18 protein-coding genes are annotated in these 14352 nt (G+C 65.5%); 9 read left to right on the top strand and 9 right to left on the bottom strand.

Going from position 1 to position 14352, the window contains the following annotated elements; translation table 11 throughout:
- Positions 1–161: 161 nt before the first annotated feature.
- Genes ACPPVW_RS18260 through ACPPVW_RS18250 form a run of 3 tightly spaced genes read left to right on the top strand, consistent with a single transcriptional unit; the run spans position 162 to position 3033 of the window.
- Positions 162–1532 (top strand): hypothetical protein, encoded by a 1371-nt coding sequence (locus tag ACPPVW_RS18260; RefSeq protein WP_426624470.1) that lies wholly within the window; start codon positions 162–164, stop codon positions 1530–1532.
- Entirely contained in the window at positions 1532–2275 is a 744-nt protein-coding gene (locus ACPPVW_RS18255) for an ABC transporter ATP-binding protein (protein WP_426624469.1), read from the top strand. The genes ACPPVW_RS18260 and ACPPVW_RS18255 overlap by 1 nt, the downstream gene beginning before the upstream one ends.
- A 17-nt stretch (positions 2276–2292) precedes the next feature.
- Positions 2293–3033, top strand: coding sequence for an ABC transporter permease (locus tag ACPPVW_RS18250; RefSeq protein WP_426624468.1), 741 nt, complete (start codon positions 2293–2295; stop codon positions 3031–3033).
- A gap of 60 nt (positions 3034–3093) precedes the next feature.
- On the opposite strand, the gene ACPPVW_RS18245 is transcribed toward ACPPVW_RS18250, so the two are convergent.
- Positions 3094–3411 (bottom strand): hypothetical protein, encoded by a 318-nt coding sequence (locus ACPPVW_RS18245; RefSeq protein WP_426624467.1) that lies wholly within the window; start codon positions 3409–3411, stop codon positions 3094–3096.
- Positions 3412–3599: 188 nt separating this feature from the next.
- Here ACPPVW_RS18245 and ACPPVW_RS18240 point away from each other — a divergent pair, with 188 nt between their 5' ends.
- Positions 3600–3896: a hypothetical protein gene (locus ACPPVW_RS18240; RefSeq protein WP_426624466.1), complete on the top strand. Its 297-nt coding sequence runs from the start codon at positions 3600–3602 to the stop codon at positions 3894–3896.
- Between the two features lie 196 nt (positions 3897–4092).
- On the opposite strand, the gene ACPPVW_RS18235 is transcribed toward ACPPVW_RS18240, so the two are convergent.
- The 3 genes from ACPPVW_RS18235 to ACPPVW_RS18225 form a co-directional block, all read right to left on the bottom strand.
- Positions 4093–4491: a hypothetical protein gene (locus ACPPVW_RS18235; protein ID WP_426624465.1), complete on the bottom strand. Its 399-nt coding sequence runs from the start codon at positions 4489–4491 to the stop codon at positions 4093–4095.
- 431 nt (positions 4492–4922) lie between these two features.
- Entirely contained in the window at positions 4923–6167 is a 1245-nt protein-coding gene (locus ACPPVW_RS18230) for an IS256 family transposase (protein WP_426624464.1), read from the bottom strand.
- A gap of 708 nt (positions 6168–6875) precedes the next feature.
- Positions 6876–7172, bottom strand: a complete 297-nt coding sequence (locus ACPPVW_RS18225; protein WP_426624463.1) for a hypothetical protein — start codon at positions 7170–7172, stop codon at positions 6876–6878.
- 354 nt (positions 7173–7526) lie between these two features.
- On the opposite strand from ACPPVW_RS18225, the gene ACPPVW_RS18220 reads away from it, so the two are divergent.
- Entirely contained in the window at positions 7527–8711 is a 1185-nt protein-coding gene (locus ACPPVW_RS18220; RefSeq protein WP_426624462.1) for an FAD-binding domain, read from the top strand.
- A gap of 4 nt (positions 8712–8715) precedes the next feature.
- Positions 8716–9333 carry a TetR/AcrR family transcriptional regulator gene (locus tag ACPPVW_RS18215; RefSeq protein WP_426624461.1) on the top strand — a complete coding sequence of 206 codons (618 nt, stop codon included), beginning with the start codon at positions 8716–8718 and terminating at the stop codon, positions 9331–9333.
- 280 nt (positions 9334–9613) lie between these two features.
- Here ACPPVW_RS18215 and ACPPVW_RS18210 read toward each other — a convergent pair whose 3' ends face one another.
- The 3 genes from ACPPVW_RS18210 to ACPPVW_RS18200 all read right to left on the bottom strand — a co-directional run bounded on the left by ACPPVW_RS18210 (position 9614) and on the right by ACPPVW_RS18200 (position 10600).
- Positions 9614–9940: a hypothetical protein gene (locus tag ACPPVW_RS18210; protein ID WP_426624460.1), complete on the bottom strand. Its 327-nt coding sequence runs from the start codon at positions 9938–9940 to the stop codon at positions 9614–9616.
- Entirely contained in the window at positions 9933–10181 is a 249-nt protein-coding gene (locus ACPPVW_RS18205; protein WP_426624459.1) for an AbrB/MazE/SpoVT family DNA-binding domain-containing protein, read from the bottom strand. The genes ACPPVW_RS18210 and ACPPVW_RS18205 overlap by 8 nt, the downstream gene beginning before the upstream one ends.
- Before the next feature lie 83 nt (positions 10182–10264).
- Positions 10265–10600, bottom strand: coding sequence for a hypothetical protein (locus ACPPVW_RS18200; RefSeq protein ID WP_426624458.1), 336 nt, complete (start codon positions 10598–10600; stop codon positions 10265–10267).
- A 215-nt stretch (positions 10601–10815) separates the two neighbouring features.
- Here ACPPVW_RS18200 and ACPPVW_RS18195 point away from each other — a divergent pair, with 215 nt between their 5' ends.
- Both ACPPVW_RS18195 and ACPPVW_RS18190 read left to right on the top strand, forming a co-directional pair.
- The gene (locus tag ACPPVW_RS18195; protein WP_426624457.1) at positions 10816–11403 is read left to right on the top strand and encodes a recombinase family protein; all 588 of its coding nucleotides are present in this window, start codon (positions 10816–10818) and stop codon (positions 11401–11403) included.
- Positions 11400–12194: a helix-turn-helix domain-containing protein gene (locus tag ACPPVW_RS18190; RefSeq protein ID WP_426624456.1), complete on the top strand. Its 795-nt coding sequence runs from the start codon at positions 11400–11402 to the stop codon at positions 12192–12194. Before ACPPVW_RS18195 ends, ACPPVW_RS18190 begins: the two co-directional genes overlap by 4 nt.
- A 213-nt stretch (positions 12195–12407) precedes the next feature.
- On the opposite strand, the gene ACPPVW_RS18185 is transcribed toward ACPPVW_RS18190, so the two are convergent.
- Both ACPPVW_RS18185 and ACPPVW_RS18180 read right to left on the bottom strand, forming a co-directional pair.
- On the bottom strand, positions 12408–13082 hold the full coding sequence (locus ACPPVW_RS18185) for an RES family NAD+ phosphorylase (RefSeq protein WP_426624455.1): 675 nt from the start codon (positions 13080–13082) through the stop codon (positions 12408–12410).
- The gene (locus ACPPVW_RS18180; protein ID WP_426624454.1) at positions 13072–13449 is read right to left on the bottom strand and encodes a hypothetical protein; all 378 of its coding nucleotides are present in this window, start codon (positions 13447–13449) and stop codon (positions 13072–13074) included. The genes ACPPVW_RS18185 and ACPPVW_RS18180 overlap by 11 nt, the downstream gene beginning before the upstream one ends.
- 105 nt (positions 13450–13554) lie before the next feature.
- On the opposite strand from ACPPVW_RS18180, the gene ACPPVW_RS18175 reads away from it, so the two are divergent.
- Positions 13555–14238 (top strand): hypothetical protein, encoded by a 684-nt coding sequence (locus ACPPVW_RS18175; RefSeq protein ID WP_426624453.1) that lies wholly within the window; start codon positions 13555–13557, stop codon positions 14236–14238.
- The last annotated feature ends 114 nt before the right edge of the window (positions 14239–14352 follow it).

The raw sequence follows: 14352 nt of genomic DNA, 5'->3' as shown, positions 1-14352 counted from the left end.
GACTCGGTCTGCGGGAGGAGGGTGCCGAACGGCCCGGCGCGGCATATGCTGTCCTCTGGTGTGCCGGGAAGTCTGGTCGGCGGATGACCTCCTCGGTCATCCGGACGTCGACCGGATGGGGTCCGCACATGCGTAGCAGCACTTCACCGTCAGGTGCCGCCGTGAGCCGGCCGTCCGCGCGACGACTCGCGTCGCGGCCCGTTCTGCTTCTGGCCTTCGCCTTCGCGGTGATGGCCGACCCGGTGTCGTCGGTGGCATACGCCGTCGAGGCAGCGCTCAGGGCACTGAACGGCGACCTCGCACTGCTGCTGCCGACGATGAGCCTCGTGGTGGCCATCATCGCGCTTGTGATCGTCAACTACCGTCAGCTGGTGGCCAGGTACCCCAACGGCGGTGGGGCTTCGGCGGCGGTGGGCGACGCGTTCGGCGACGGCTGGTCGTTCGTGCCAGTGGGAGCTCTCGTGGTCGATTTCGTGCTCACGATCGCCATCAGCGCGTCTGCCGGAGCGTCGGCGGTCATCGCTTTCGTACCGGCTCTCGCACCTTTTCGGCTTCCGCTGGCTCTGGCACTCGTCCTGGTGGTGGGAGCCCTCACGTGGTTCGGCCATCTCGGCCGGCTGTTCTTCGCCGTCTTGACGATCGCTTTCATCGTCGTTGCCGTGGTCGTCCTCCTCTGCGGACTCTGGGCGGAGCCTCACCCAACCGGTACGATCACGAGCAACGCTGGTCACTCCGCGCCGTTGGCCGTGATTTTGGCGTTTCCGGTCGCGATGGCGCTAGCGACGGGCGTCGAAGCGCCGTCGTCGGCGATCGCCCAACTCGGCCAGCTCGACGACGACGGCCGCCGCCGATTCGGCCGGATCACACTGGTGCTGACTCTGATCGTCGTCGGCACGATTACAGTGGGGATCGCCGCCGAGGCGACGAGGTTGCGCATCGGGATCCCACCCGCGGAGTCGACGCAGATCGCCGAACTGGCTCGAGTCGCCGCACCAGCTCCGTTGTTCGCGGGCTTCCAGCTGGTCACTGCACTACTGCTGCTGTCTGCCGCAAGTTCGTCGTTTCAAGCCGGTCCCGGTCTGCTCAAGGCCCTTGCCGCCGATCGTTCGCGCGGCGGAGACACCGTGGGGATCCTGCCGGCCGCGCTCGGCAGGACGAACCGTCATCACACGCCGTACTGGGGCGTGGTCGTCTTCATCGTGTTCGCCGGCGTTGTGACCGCAGTGGCGGGCGGCAATGACCAGGAGCTGGTGCTCTTCTACGCGGTGGCGGTCTTTCTGAGCTTCCTGGCCGGGCTGCTGGCCATGTCCCGGTTCTCGTGGCGGGAGCGCCGTATCGGATCGCTTGCCTTGAACCTCGTCGGCGCGGCCGTGGTCGCGTTTACCTTGGCCGCCAACCTGTCGCGTGGTACTCCCATCGTCAGCCTGATGTTCGCGCTGGTGACCGCGGGAGCCCTGTTCGCGCTTTGGGTCCGTAACGGGAGGCCGCCCGGCATCCGCAACGCTGCTGCCGAGTCCGAAGAGGAGGCGTGATGGCCGACGGCATGGTTCTCGCCGACGTCAGTCGTTCGTATCGGGGTGGTGCGGGCATCCGCGACGTGCACCTGCAGGTGCTGCCCGGGGAGGTCCACGCGCTCGTCGGGCTCAACGGCGCCGGCAAGTCGACGTTGATGAAAGTCCTTCTCGGGATGCTTCGCGCGCAGGCGGGATCGGCGAGCATCGGCGGGGTCGAAGTCGACCGCGTTCCTGCCGAGCTCTGGGGGCAGGTCGGTCATTTCGTGGAGGCTCCCTTCGCTTATCCGGAGATCACCGTCTCGGGCAATCTCACCCTGAGCGCCGCCCTCCACGGCGTCCCGCCCCGTCGCCGGAAGGCGGTCGTGGAGGCGGTGAGCGCTGAGTTCGAGCTGACCCCGTATGCGCGACGTCGGGCGCGGGCGCTCTCGTTCGGGAACCGGCAGCGACTGGGCTTGGCGGCGGCGCTTCAGCACCACCCGAGATTCATCGTGTTGGACGAGCCCACAACCGGCCTGGATCCCGCGGGCACGATCCTCCTGCGTGAGAGGCTGCGCGGGGCGGCTGCTGCCGGCGCGGCCGTGCTCGTCTCCAGCCATCACCTGGATGAGGTCGCTCGGGTCGCGGACAGGATCACCGTGATGAACGACGGCCGGATCATCGGGCGCCTCGACCCGCTGACCCCGGAACTGGAACAGGCGTTCTTCGCGGTCGTCCTCCACGACGACGAGACCCGTCGCCGGCGTCCGGAAGGCTCGCGATGATCAGGATAGGAACCGCCGTGGGCGTCGAGCTTCGCAAGACAGTGCGCGGACGCATCCCGCTGGTAATCGCCGTCATGCTCGTGCTCGGTGTCGTCGCCATCGACATGGCCGTGACCCTCGCGGCAGCCCACGGCACGCCGGCGGTGTTGGCGAAGCTCGGACCCGTCGTGGGCGCGGGCGGGTGGCCAGGCTACCTGAACGCCGCGGTGCAGGTGACCGCTGCAGGGTCGGCCGGCGCGTGCGGGATCCTGGCGAGCTGGAGCTTCGGTCGAGAGTTCGCCGATGGCACCGTTGCAGGACTGTTCGCCTTGCCTGTGTCCAGGGGCACCGTCGCTGCGGCGAAGCTGATCGCCTTCGTCCTCTGGAGCGTAGCGGCCTCGATCGTTCTGACCATCGGGGTGCTGGCCGGAGGAATTCTGGTGGGACTCGCTGCCCCCGGATCGCAGGAATTCCTCGTCCTGATGCGGATCCCCGTGCTCGTCGTGACAACCGCGTTGATGACCATTCCGGCAGCCTGGGCGTCCACACTCAGCCGCGGCTTGCTCGGTGGAATCGCCGTCACGGTCGTCCTGCTGGTCAGCGCTCAGATCGTCGTCTTCTCCGGCGGCGGCTCCTGGTATCCGCCGTCGGCACCCGCGCTCTGGGCGCTCGACCCGACACCCTCGACGATGATCACCCTGGTGTGGGGTCTCCTTCTCCCCGCCGCCGCGATCTGGCTGACCGCGCTCTCGTGGCGACGGTTGCAGCTCGACCGTTAACGTTGCGACGCGCGGATCGGGTCGGAAGACTTCACGTCATCGATTCGAGCATGCAGCCGGTCAAGCCGTTCCTCCGGTCATTGCGAGGATCCGCCTTGGGACGATCGTGAGCTCGGAAGGCTTACAGCTGTGTGCGTGCGGGGTCGTAGCTGTCCGGACGAGGTAGTCGACGAACGGGTCCCATGCAGCCTGAGCCGGTGCGCGATTCGCGTACGTCTCGCCGAGCCGCCAGTGATCTTCCGGCGGCCCCTGGAGCTTGAAGTCGACGGCGAGCTCGACGGCGAACTCGCCCTGCTGCGTGCGCGGGATGAGCGAGGTGAGATGGTCGGGGTTGATCCATCTCGCCTTCGTTGATGAATCCGTCAGCGCCGCGTGCATGAGCGGCTCGGACCATCGAGCACCCGGTCCGCGCGCTTGGTGGCGGGCCGCCGGCGGAATTCGACCTCCCGACCACGGACGGCCGCTACGAACGGTTCCGGCTACTCGGCTGGGACGGCGACGTGGTCGAGTACGAGCTCGTCGACGAGGCGGGCGAGGATGACGGTGGCGCGCCGTAGCCTGGGGCCATGCGGATCCGCGGCGTCATCCAATCCACCGAGCTCGCGGAGCTGACCACGTCGGCCGACGACGCGCAAACCGCACGCGCGGCGATCGAGGCGCAAGTGCCTGACGGGTACGACCTGCTCCAGGTGCACAACACGATGGCGCCCGGCGGTGCCGTCGTCGCCACCGCTCGCATCCGCCCGTCTGAGATGCAGGAGCTCGAGGCCGAGGGGATCGACTACGTTGCCACGCGCGATGCGCTCCGAGCTCAGGTTCCGAATGGGTGGCGGCTCCTGCACATCCTCACCGTCGAAGGATGAGTACTTCGACGTCGTCAATCGCACCAGCTGCCGGTGCGGCACCATGGCGCATGGTGGGGGGATCGAATGTTGTGTCAAGCTCGTCGACCACGATTCATCGTGTGCGCGTGGGGTGTCCTCGCTCGATGGCCCAGGGACGCAAGGGAAGACCCCCGTTTCGTCGAGAAACAGGGGTCTTCCAGGGTTGTCGCGCAGCTTATGTGTGAGAGCGGCCCCGAACCGTGGTGGCGATCGCCACGATGAGCAGCGCTACGACCTGAGTCAGCACCCCGACCCCGATCAGCCACGCCCAGCCTGGATACGCCACCGCTGGATAGACCAGGGCAAGCGGAACCAGAATCGCCACGGTGAGCGCAATGTGCACGAGGGTCCTGTGCCGTCGACTTGCGGTCGGCGCCCGTCGGTTCAGCCGCGGGACAGCGAGAACGGCAGCCAGCAGGACAGCGAACGAGACGGTCAACACCCATGTCGGCGAGGTCTGCCCTTGAAGGATGAAAACAGCCGGCGCCGCGGTGATGAGCACAATCACCGCGAGCATCAGTACCGCCGGTGCCCCGGCGGCCGGAACGTAAGGCCGCTTGATGGTGTCAGACATGACGCTTCCTCCCGCCCTTCGAGTATTGTCTCAGCAGCGATCGATGACGACGTGCGTTGTCGCCATTGGCACGTAGATCAGGGCGCGTATCCCGATGCACTTGCCCGAGGAAGCGCTCGACGTAGAAGCGCTGGTCGCATGCGATCGTCTGTAACCTCTGGACTTGATCGCGGATGACTACGGCCGCGTGGGCCGGGGTGAGCTGTGAGAACACGGCAGGGTAGCGTGCCCACCGGTCGCGCATGCTCTCACGGGTGCACCAAGCGGAGAGTCTCGCTGCGGCAACATCGAGGTTCTCCAATACGGAAGCGTGGAACGGGTTTCGCCCGTCGCCGAGCGATTGCCCGGCGGTGACCAGTAGGATCCGGCGCGGGTCACGTCCCGTTGTGTGGTGGAGTTTCTCGACCACCGTGTGGGTCAGTTGTTCTAGTTTAGGCGGCGGTGAGTTCGGGCAGGGGTTTCACCTCCTCGATCGTGTCGGTGGGTGTGTTCATGGTCTTCAGCTCGAGCATGGAGGCTTCGGAGAAGTAGCGGCGGTCGCTGGCTTCCCATTCATCGTGTTGTTCGATCAGAACCGACCCGGCCAGGCGCAGCAGGGCGGCGGGGGTGGGGAACACGCCGACGACGTCGGTGCGTCGTTTGATTTCCTTGTTCACCCGTTCTAACGGGTTCGTGGACCAGATCTGTCGCCAATGCCTCTGCGGGAACCCCGTGAACGCGAGAACGTTGTCCTTGGCATCCTCGAGCATGGCGGCGACCTTCGGGTGGGAGCGGGTGAGCATGCGGGTCACCTCATCGAACTGGGTGAACACGTGCTCGGCGTTGGGTTGGGCGAAGATCGTGCGAATGATCGAGGCCACCATGTCCTGCGAGCCCTTGGGCACGATCGAGAGCACGTTACGCATGAAGTGCACCCGGCAGCGCTGCCACGATGCGCCCTGGAAGACAGTGCCGATTGCCTTCTTCAGTCCCGTGTGCGCATCCGAGATGACCAGGTGCACCCCGGAAAGGCCGCGGGCCTTCAACGAACGCAGGAACGCCGCCCAGAAGCCTTCGTTCTCGCTGTCGCCGACATCGAAGCCGAGGACCTCTCGGCGCCCGTCCGCGGCAACACCGACGGCGACGACGACGGCTTGGGAGACGATGCGGTGGTTCACGCGGGCTTTGCAGTAGGTGGCGTCGAGGAACACATACGGGAACTGCAGGCTTGCAAGGTCTCGGTCACGGAAGGTGGCGACTTCCGCGTCCAAGCCGGCGCAGATCCGCGACACTTCCGACTTGGAGATGCCGCTGTCCGCGCCGAGCGCTTTGACGAGATCATCGACCTTACGGGTCGACACCCCATGCAGATACGCCTCCATCACGACCGCGAACAATGCCTGATCAACCCGACGGCGCCGCTCCAACAGCGCCGGGAAGAACGTTCCCTGACGCAGCTTCGGGATCTTCAAATCCAGATCCCCAGCGGTCGTGGTCAACGTCCGCGGCCTCGTGCCATTGCGCTGGGTGGTGCGTTCGGCAGAGCGCTCGAACGGGCCCGCACCGATGAACGCGGTCGCTTCCGCGTCGATCAGTTCCTGGTAGAGAGCCTCAGTCGCGGAACGGACCCGGTCGGTAACATCGGTCAGCTTCAGTTGAGCAAGCAGATCAAGCAGGGCAGACTGGTCTAGAGCCATCGTGGTTTGTGTCCTTCGTGAGTAACTTTGATCGGTTCTCACTGACCATCCCACGATGGCTCTCCACGTCGACAGCGCGACGCCCAGAACCGGGAAACTACACCACCACCCGGGACGCGACCTCCGGCGCGCGACAAAACCAGCGAGAACGTCGAGATCGCCGAGCGTCTCGAGCTCCGCGAGAATCGCACGGCGGCGCGATCGTTTCCACCAGGAGCACGCACCATACTCGGCCGCCAGCCGGCGCCGCTCCTGCTCCTGCCTGCAGCACTGATCCTCGACGGTTGTGCGGCGCTTCATCAGAACCTGGCTGCGACCAACGCTCGCTCCAGACGGTTGTATGCGGAGTCTCGACCGATCATGCGTCCTCCGCACCCACTCCTGCCAGCGCGTCGAACCGTGGCCTCTGGTTGCTGAGCAGGAGGGCCAGCGCTGCAATGCCGACGAGGACGGAGGCCGCGGAGGGAAGCATTGCGGGAGTGTAACCATCGTGGGTGGTGTACAGGACCTGTGCCCACGCGAACCCCGTCCCGGTGGAGTGATCTCTCCCGGCGGCGTCAAACGGTTGGCTTCGCGATGCGGTCTCGGCAGCGCGCGCGTAGCCTGTGGGACCGCAGGGTCTCGGGTGACCTGCACGCCGCGGAGTGCCGAGTTGCTGAGGAGCTGGCGAGGTCTTCGGGTCGGCGGGTGTCGGCGTGTTGGTGCTGCTCAGAGTGGGGGCTCGGCCGCGTGTAGCTGCAGGATCGAGATCTCGGCGGTCTTCGGTGAGGGGAACCCGCCTGATGCCAGTGCAGCCTCGAACTCTGGGCTCGCCCACCTCTCACGTACGGCCGTCTCGGACTCCCAGACCGTGATGATGTAGAGGGCGTTCTCGTCGACAGCACAGTGATGGCGCAGTTCTCCGGGCGCACCGCCTCGGTCCATGATGATCCGATGCGCCACGTCGTACGCCGCGGTCAGTTGTTCGACGTCCCCGGCGAATCGTGCGATCAGAACGACAGCCATACAAGCCCCCGGAAATGTTGAGATGTAGGGCAAGTATCCGACGCCGGGCCGAGTCGCGCAACGAATACTCGCGCGAACTGTGTGACCGGCCCTGCTTGCGCGTGACGAGGCGGTGCAGGCCGCGCCTTCGCCGCGAGCGCACAACCAGTGAGGCTCTGGCGGACTGGATCATGAGCCGAGCAGAGGATCGCGACCGGCTCGCTGCATCAACGGAGCGGATGCGGGTCGATCAGCGGGACACCTCGAGGCCGCGAGCTCCGAGCTCGACGGATCGCAGATCTTCTCCGCTTGGCTGTTGACGATCTTAGACCACCGGTCTAGACTAGTGGTCTAATCTCTGTCGGAGGTGCGCCCATGAAGGTCTTGATCGTAGGGGCCGGGATCGCCGGCCCGACATTGGCGTTCTGGCTGCACAAAGCGGGCCATGAGGTCACGCTCATCGAACATGCTCCCGAACTGCGTAGCGGCGGTTACCTGATCGATTTCTGGGGCGCCGGTTTCGACGTGGCGGAGCGAATGGGGATCGTGCCCAAACTGCGCAAGCACGGCTACATCTTCACCGAGGCGAGAGCGGTTGATGGCAGCGGTCGCAAGGTGGCGTCATTCGACCCGGCAAGGATCATCGAGTCGAACCGGCGGTATCTCAGCATCCCCCGCGCTGATCTCGCCACCGTGATCTACAATGCTCTTGGCGGCAAGGTTGAACTGTTGCTGGACGACACAGTGCGCGAACTCGTCGACGATGACGAGCACGTGCGGGTCACCTTCGAGAGCGGGAGCGTCCGCGACTTCGATCTCGTCGTTGGCGCCGACGGCCTGCACTCCCGAGTTCGAAAGCTCGCCTTCGGTCCGGATAAGCAGTACGAAAAGTATCTCGGCATTGTGATCGCCGCGTTCGATGCCGAACGGTATCCGGTTCGAGATGAACTGGTCGCGATCATGCATGCCGAGGTCGGCTTCCAGGCGATCCGACTCTCGTTCCGCGACGACGCCACACTGTTCCTGTTCACCCTCCTGTACGAGGGTGCGATTCCAACTGAGCGAGCGGCGCAGGAGGCCTTGCTCCGGGCGAAGCTGTCCGACAAGGGCTGGGAAGTACCGGCCATGCTCGACCTCATGTCGTCGGCGAAGAACTTCTACTTCGACTCGGCGAGTCAGATCCAGATGCCCTCGTGGTCGACCGGTCGCATCGCTCTGGTCGGCGACGCGGGGGCGGCCCCGTCGTTCCTGGCAGGCCAGGGCTCCGCGCTGGCCATGATCGAGGCGTACACCCTGGCTGCGGAACTGGCCAGAACCGACGACTACGGCCAGGCATTCGCACGCTACGAGGAGCGGCTCGCACCGCTGATCCGCTCCAAACAGGCTGCCGCCCAAGGGCTCGGCCTGGCGTTCGCGCCCAAGAACAAGTTCCAGCTGTTCGTCAGAAACACCACCCTGAAGATGATGGGGCTCCCAAAGGTCGCCGATATCGCGATGGGCAGGAGCTTCCACGACCGAGTCGAACTGCCCTCATTTCCCGAACAAACTCCGGCACACTGAGGGAATGGTCAGACCCCGCTTCGCCAAACTGCCTGCGCACCAGCAGCAGGCGATCGTGCAGGCCGCACTGGACGAGTTCGCGGCGCACGGATTTCACGACGCCTCCCTCAATCGGGTGATCGAGGCTGCCGGCATCTCAAAGGGGTCGCTGTACTACTACTTCGACGGCAAAGAAGACCTCTTCGCCTACGTCGCTCGGACCGGACTCGGTGGGCTGATCGGTCAGGTCGGCCCGCTCCCCGATCTGGGCGTTGGAGACGCCGACACGTTCTGGTCGGTCTTGGAGGACTACTACCTGCGGCTGTCGAAGGCGCTCCTGGCATCCCCTCAGTTGGCGGCGCTTCTTCGCGTCTGGTCAGCCGCGTCGAAGAACCCCGAGTTCCAGCAAGCGACCGGCGACATGGAGCAGGCGTCCCTCCCCTGGATCGCGCAGGCGCTCGAGGTGGGTCACCGGGTCGGCGCGGTGCGCAATGACGTGCCGGACACACTCCTGATGGCCGCCGTTCTGGGAATGGGCGAGGCGATGGACTTCTGGCTCATGGCCCAACAACCCGACGACGAGGAACTACCCGACGTGATCGCCACGCTCGTCGGCATGATCAGGCGGACGGTCGCGCCCTAGCAGTCAGTCCGCAGTGATCACGATCGGTGGCCACCTCCATCTCGACCTGGACGGCATTCTCGATCAGCTCCGCCAGCGAAGGGCTGATATTGAGGCCTTGTGTCAGTGCACGCGTCACAACCGATGGGTTTCGACATAGTAAGTTGCGAGACGGATTGCCCGACTGGCGAAAACAATATCGCGTCGTGCCCGGCTCGAGTGCCGGCTAGACGATCCCTCAGCGGGCTGGTTTCCAGATGAGCCACTTGCGCTGGTTCGACACGGTCTCGGTCGTGCGTGCTCAATCCTTGTCAAGAACCGAGTGATTCCCGATGTAGATCAGGGCAAAGGTCTGGCCGTCGTAGCTCCACACGATCCGGCCGTCCGGTGCGAAGGTGGCTTCCCAGCGCTTCGGGACCTTCTTCCGGAATCGCTGGATCGGCTTGAGCCGGCGATCGCGGATGATCTCCTTGATGCGCTCCTGGTCGCCGCTATCGCGCTGGAGGGTGAGGCACTCGTAGATGTCGCGCCTGCACTGCCGCGCGTCCTGTTTCAGCTGATCCGTCTTGAGCTTCTTGAACTGACGTTCGTACGCGGTCGAGACAGCTACCGCGATCGGGTTAGACATCCAGCTCGCGTTCCAGCTCCTCCATCGACGCAAAGGTCTGGAATGGGCCCTTGGCGGCTTCCTCGATCTCGGCCAGGACGTCCTCCGTGGCCCAGTCCTCAGCGTCGACGTGCGCCTTCACGATGATGGCGTCGCCCGACACCTCGATGTCGAGGCGTTCTCCTTCGCGCAAGCCCAGATCCTTGACGGCCTTGGCGGGCAAGGTCATCTGGTTCTTCCGGCGCAGTGTGGCCTGGGGCATGACTTCCTACTTTCTAACTTTCTTACTTTCGTACCAGCTTACGTCATTGGAAGCGCTGTTGGAACACCGAGTATTCCCGCCCGCTAGACGGTGGGGGCGATCCAGCCGGAGAACGCCTTTCGCACGGAGCGGGGATCACGGCCGAGCACCTGGGCCAACCGGAACCAGTTGGGCGCGCCGTCAGGGGTGTCGTGACGGATGTCCTCGAGGAAGAGCGTCATCGCCGAGACGTTGATGCTCTTCAAGAACTCGGCGCGCCCGTCGCGGGCCGGCCCTCTGCTGACCAGATACGCGAGGCGCTCCAGAATGAGTAGCGCCTCGGGTTCGCAGTCTCGGGGATCCGCGATCAGTGCGGCGATCGGCGCCAGCATTTCGTCGAGCTGTGACGCGCTGAGTTCGCGGGGGAGGCGCGGGGGCATGAGGGTCTCCTTTTGGTCTGTGCCGTCGACCCTCGGCTCTTGACAGGGACAGTCTCAGTCTCGTATCTCTATGGATATAAGACGTCTCGTCGACACCCGGCCTCTCGGTGCCGGATTGGCGGAGTCTCGCGAACCGGCGATTCTCGTAACTATGTATCGAAACTATGTGGTTGAATCTCAGTACCCATCCTTAGTTACAAGACACCGGGAGTGTTGTGGCGAAGCTGATCGGATACGCGCGCGTCTCAACACGCCAACAGTCCACCGACCGACAGGAAGCGGACCTACTCGCTGCCGGTGTTCGACACGACGACCTGTATGTCGACCGCGGCGTCTCGGGCGCACGGGCGTCCCGCCCCCGATTCGACCAAGCACTCGCCGCGCTTGAGTCAGAGGACACCCTCGTGATCACCACCCTGGACCGGCTTGGGCGATCAACGCTGAACATGCTCGCTCTCGCCGATGAGCTCCGCATCCGCGGTGCCGGTCTTCGCGTGCTCAACCTCGGCGGTGGTGATGTTGACACGTCCACACCGATGGGGTCGATGCTGTTCACCATCATGGCCGCCCTGGCCCAGATGGAACACGAAATCAAACGCGAACGCGTCCTCGACTCGATCAGCAAACGCCGCGACGCCGGTGGGAACCTCGGCGGCCGACCACAACGAGTCACGGACAGCCAGATACGAAGCGCTCTACATCTCGTCAACGGCGGCGAACCGGTTGCACAGGTCGCCCGGGACCTCGGAATGTCTCGCGCGACCTTCTACCGCCGATCCCGAACACTCAACCCAGCGACATGACGGAGCTAGCGGAGCGGAGTCTGATCACGCTCAATCCTGCACAGATCGCCGTCCTTGACTGGATCAAGGACGGTTGTCCGCCCGGCGTCTATCCCGACAACGACTACGCGCACCGGATCACCGCCAGAGCGCTCGCCAATCGTGGACTGGTGCGGGTTTCCGGGCGCGGTTCCTCCTGGTGTGCCGAGCCGATGGAACGGGGCGTTATGTGGCCTGAGCCAACCGAGCACGATACGCGTCCAACGCCGTTGACCCAAACCCAAGAGACACCAGCAGCAGTCGCCGTTGATGACGAGCACATTGGCGCTACAGCTCGGGCGATGCGGCGTGTTCGCGCCAAGCGCGCAATGAGTCCGGCAAAGAGGCGACCCGTCAAGCAGGTTCAGAAGCAGGCGACGTACATGAGATACAAGGTCGCGGTCACACGCGTGCAAGTCGCTGAGCGTTGGGTGCGCGCCACTGATGAAGAAGACGCAGCTCGCAAGGTTCAAGAGGAGTTTGATCGTCCGTTCGGCTACGTCGGCTCGTGGAAAACCACCGCATCCGAAGTTGAAGTGGTCGAAGCCGAGCAGACGAAGGAGATCCGACCGCACCTACTGTCGGACTCCGGGCCGATGCTGCTATCGCTCAAGGACGCCGGAGCAGCGCTGGGTATCCCGTACTCTGCGGTCTACGAGCTGACCAACCGCGGCGATATCGAACGCACCAAGATCGGAAGCCGGAAGGACATTTCCCGCGACTCGCTGATGGCGTTCATCAAGGAGAACACCCACCGGGGCTACTCAGGCTAAGCAAGAGCGAAGGGACCGGCGCGAACACTCCACCCATGAATCTCACCTAACCCGGGGTCCCGGAAGGTTGGCGGCTCCTGCAGCGGGGCGTCGATTCGGCTACGGTCGGGCCGATCGGTGACGGTCCCGATCTCGCCGACGAGTGGTGGAACGCCCCCACGAGACAGCTGGCTCAGAGCTCACTGCGGAGGTCCAAGCCGACCAGCACAGCCGTCAGTGGATCACCATTCCGAACAGGTCAAGAACCGCACGAAGAGCCGGGTCCGCGGCCTGCAGATCGTAGGTTGCGCGCAGTTCGACGGGCGTGCCGTCGAAGACGGCCCAGCACTCGAAGTCTCCGAGCCGGGACATGTAGCGGATGCCGGCGTAGAGCGGCCGCCCGTGTTGGTCGGTTCGCGAGTAAAGCCAGCTGGCGATCGCGCGCGTCAGGAGCCGGTTGGGACCGCGAACGTCGGCGACGTCGAGGTTCTCGAGCTCCTGGTGGCGCAGGACGGGCACCGCCTCGCGGGTGAGGTAGGTGTGCGTGGCCGTCGCCTCGAGGTCCACGAAGGGGAGCGACCCGGTGACCTCGAACTCGCGCAGCCGGCGGGTAGCTAGCCAGGATGCGGGCACCTCGCCGGGGCCAACACGGCCAGGGTCGGTCTCGATCTGTGAGAACGCGCCGATCATCGACGCCTTCGGCCGGAAGCCGGCGAGCGTCTCAGCGAAGCCACCCTCGGGGGTGGTCGCCCCGTAGAGGACGCCAGCCCCGGGGATGTCGAACCGGTTTCCGGCCCGCTCGTTCATCACATCGACCGGGTTGAGCTGCGAGAAGCGAAGGGCCGGGTCGATCCGCTCGACTCTCCAGAGCGAGGACGGCGCGGCGAGGAGGGCGAGCTCAGCCGGCATTGACGAACGCGCGGGCGGCGGCCATGACGTCGCGGACACGTCCCTCGGCGATGGCCTCGGCCGGTGCAGCGTCCTCGAGCTGCGGGTTCATCCCAATGAACCACGCCCGCACGACCTCGTCCGGATCAACCTCGGCCAGCAGTTCGACCACCTGGAAGGTGTCGCGCAGCAAGCGCTGCTCATCCAGCGGCGGCTTGGCCTCACCGGAGATCCACCGCGACACCTGCCGCGGTGTCTTGCCGGTGATGACCGCCACGACGTCGCGTCCGAGCACCTCCTGCAGGCGCGCGACGATCGCCGGCGACGCCGACTCCACCGACGCCCTGTGCGCCGCCCGCCCCAACGGGCGCATTGCGAGATCCGTCATAGCCCTAGCGTACCAGCTAGTCGCCTATTTAGTCGAGGTATAGTCACTCAATAAGACACCCAATACGACGATCAGGCGAGGAAAGGGCGAGGAAGGGGAACCGGGATGGGTCAGGCGGCCGCGGCTGACGCGGGGGAGCGGGTGCTTGAGTTGCAGGCGCGGATTCGCGCCATGCAGGGTTCGCGCCTCGAGGAGCGCCGGCTACCGGCACAGGACGCGATCGCGGAGCTGTTGCCAGGTGGCGCGCTGATGACCGGCGCCGCCTACACGGTGAGCGGGTCAATGACGCTGCTGCAGGGGATGCTCGCTGGCGTCTCGGCCGCCGGCGGTTGGTGCGCCGTGGTCGGCATGCCCGACTTCGGTGTCGAAGCTGCGGCCGCGGCCGGCGTCGACCTGGATCGGCTCGTGCTCGTCCCACATCCCGGCAAGCAGTGGTGGCCGGCGCTCTCCACCCTGGTAGAGATCATGACCGCCGTCGCCGTGCGCCCGAGCTCACGTCCAGCATCCGGAGATCTCGCCCGGCTGACCGGAAAGCTGCGCCAGCACGAGAGCGTACTCCTGGTCGACGGGATGTGGCCGGGCGCACGCGCCAGCCTCACTGGCGCCGGCGGCACTGTGGCCGGGATCGGCACCGGACACGGGCTCCTCACGAGCCGCCAGCTCGCCGTCGACGTGACCGACCGGACCGGGCGGATCCACCGCCGGCACGTCGACGTCGACGAGCGCGGGATGCTCGCGCCGGAATCCCGCGAGCGACCCGCGCTCGTCCGCCAGCTGCACACCGGATGACCCCCAAACTGGACCCACCCTTCACAGCAACTTCACCCCGCTCAGCCGCCCTCCGCACCACCTCGTCGACAGCGAGCTCGCCCCGATCACCCCCACCGCCACCGCTTGCACCTC

Source organism: Leifsonia sp. McL0607, assembly GCF_049993355.1.
GTDB lineage: Bacteria > Actinomycetota > Actinomycetes > Actinomycetales > Microbacteriaceae > Leifsonia.
This window is presented reverse-complemented; position numbering and strand designations above follow the sequence as displayed.